General features: G+C 67.2%; 3 protein-coding genes. 1 reads left to right on the forward strand and 2 read right to left on the reverse strand.

All coding sequences use genetic code 11. The annotated features are described in order from the left end of the window. Positions 1–244 precede the first annotated feature (244 nt). Both VIB55_RS22000 and rpmB read right to left on the reverse strand, forming a co-directional pair. On the reverse strand, positions 245–826 hold the full coding sequence (locus VIB55_RS22000) for a hypothetical protein (protein ID WP_331878824.1): 582 nt from the start codon (positions 824–826) through the stop codon (positions 245–247). A 190-nt stretch (positions 827–1,016) separates the two neighbouring features. After that, positions 1,017–1,208, reverse strand: a complete 192-nt coding sequence (gene rpmB, locus VIB55_RS22005; RefSeq protein ID WP_170030881.1) for a 50S ribosomal protein L28 — start codon at positions 1,206–1,208, stop codon at positions 1,017–1,019. Positions 1,209–1,401: 193 nt separating this feature from the next. On the opposite strand from rpmB, the gene VIB55_RS22010 reads away from it, so the two are divergent. Continuing rightward, positions 1,402–1,550 (forward strand): GDP-mannose 4,6-dehydratase (locus VIB55_RS22010; RefSeq protein ID WP_331878825.1); only part of this gene is annotated, 149 nt, incomplete at its 3' end.

The raw sequence follows: 1,550 nt of genomic DNA on the forward strand, positions 1-1,550 counted from the left end.
CAGGAGCAGGAAAATGGGGATGGCTCTCCGGAGCCGTCCAAAACCCTTGGGGACGGCTCCGGAGAGCCATCCCGTTGTCAACTACATCCTTTTGGGCGCCAGAGGCTTGACACCGTGGCTCATAGAAGGATGACAGGCTATGGCGCACTAACGACTTGGGCGTGCAGACGTTGGTGTGTACCCCCTCTCCCACGCTGTTTGTGGGAGAGGGTGGCACGCGTGTCAGCGCGGCCGGGTGAGGGCCCTACTCCGGCAGCTCGACCAGCGCCACGTCGAAGGTGCCGCCGGTCATCTGCAGCACGGGTTGCTGGCCGGGCACCGCCGGGCTGTAGCAGTGCAGCGTGCCCGAGAACTTTCCGCGCACCCGGTCCACCGAAAGCGACGTGACCTCCACGTTCCCCGCCACCGACGTGCACACCCACGTGGGCATCCCTCCCGTGGACGTGCCCAGGCTGAAGGTGACGCCCGCGCAGTGGTCGCCCTCGCACGCGGCGCCCGCCGAATACGTGCCCACGCCCGAGCCGGGGAAGTAGACGGACACCTGGTCGTACGATCCGCCGGAAAGCGGGACGATGCCGAACGCCAGCACCTGGTCGGGATCTTCGCTCCGCGTGCCCGCCGCCCACTGGTGGTCCGTGCCGCCCGTGGGGAGGGGCGCGCCCTTCGCCTGGAACGTGCCCGCGAGCGCGCTGTTTGCGCTGGTGTAGGTGAAGCGTACTTCGCCGGAGGCGGGGTTTTCGCCGGGGCCGGCCGGCGTCTCGCCGCAGGCCGCGGCAACGGAAACGAGCAGGGCCGCGAACACGGCCGGGATCTTCGAGATGTTCATGGTCGGGTGTGCCGCACCGGGGTTGCTGGTGCGCCGCGGCCCTGGTGCCCCGGCGCTCCGCAAAGCTGCCGTGGAGACGCGGGCGGCGCATGGGAAACCTGACCCGGTGGGAAAGCAGAACGGCCGCGCATCCGAAAGATGCGCGGCCGTTCTGGTACTACGTCCTGCGGTGTGGCCTGCCGAAAAGCCCTCAGCCCGCCTTGCGGATCTTGCCAGCCGAGATGCAGCTCGTGCAAACGCGGACACGCTTGTGCGTGCCGTTGTCGGTCACGATCCGGGCAGGCTGGAGGTTGGGACGCCAGACACGCTTGGTCTTGTTGTTCGCGTGGCTGACGTTGTTCCCGCTGCGCGGGCCCTTTCCGCAGACGGCGCAAAAAGCCATCGGAAGTCTCCTGTAGCCGTACCTTGGTTCCAAACAGTGCGAAGCCGGGAAAGATAGGGCACCCGGGGTGTTTGGTCAACCCGTGGCCGCCGTCCGCTTACGTTGACTCACATGGCGCGCGGGTTTAGCTTTCCGGGCTGCCCACCGACTCTGGCCGCGCGGGCACGCGGGAATCATTTGCCACCCACGGGACATGAAGACAGCACTGATCACCGGCATCACCGGCCAGGATGGAAGCTACCTCGCCGAGCTGCTGCTGGAGAAGGGATACAAGGTGTACGGGCTGGTGCGCCGCAGCTCCACCGTCACCTTCGAGCGCATCCAGCACATCCAGGACCGCCT

Source organism: Longimicrobium sp. (assembly GCF_036554565.1).
In the GTDB taxonomy this organism is placed as follows: domain Bacteria; phylum Gemmatimonadota; class Gemmatimonadetes; order Longimicrobiales; family Longimicrobiaceae; genus Longimicrobium.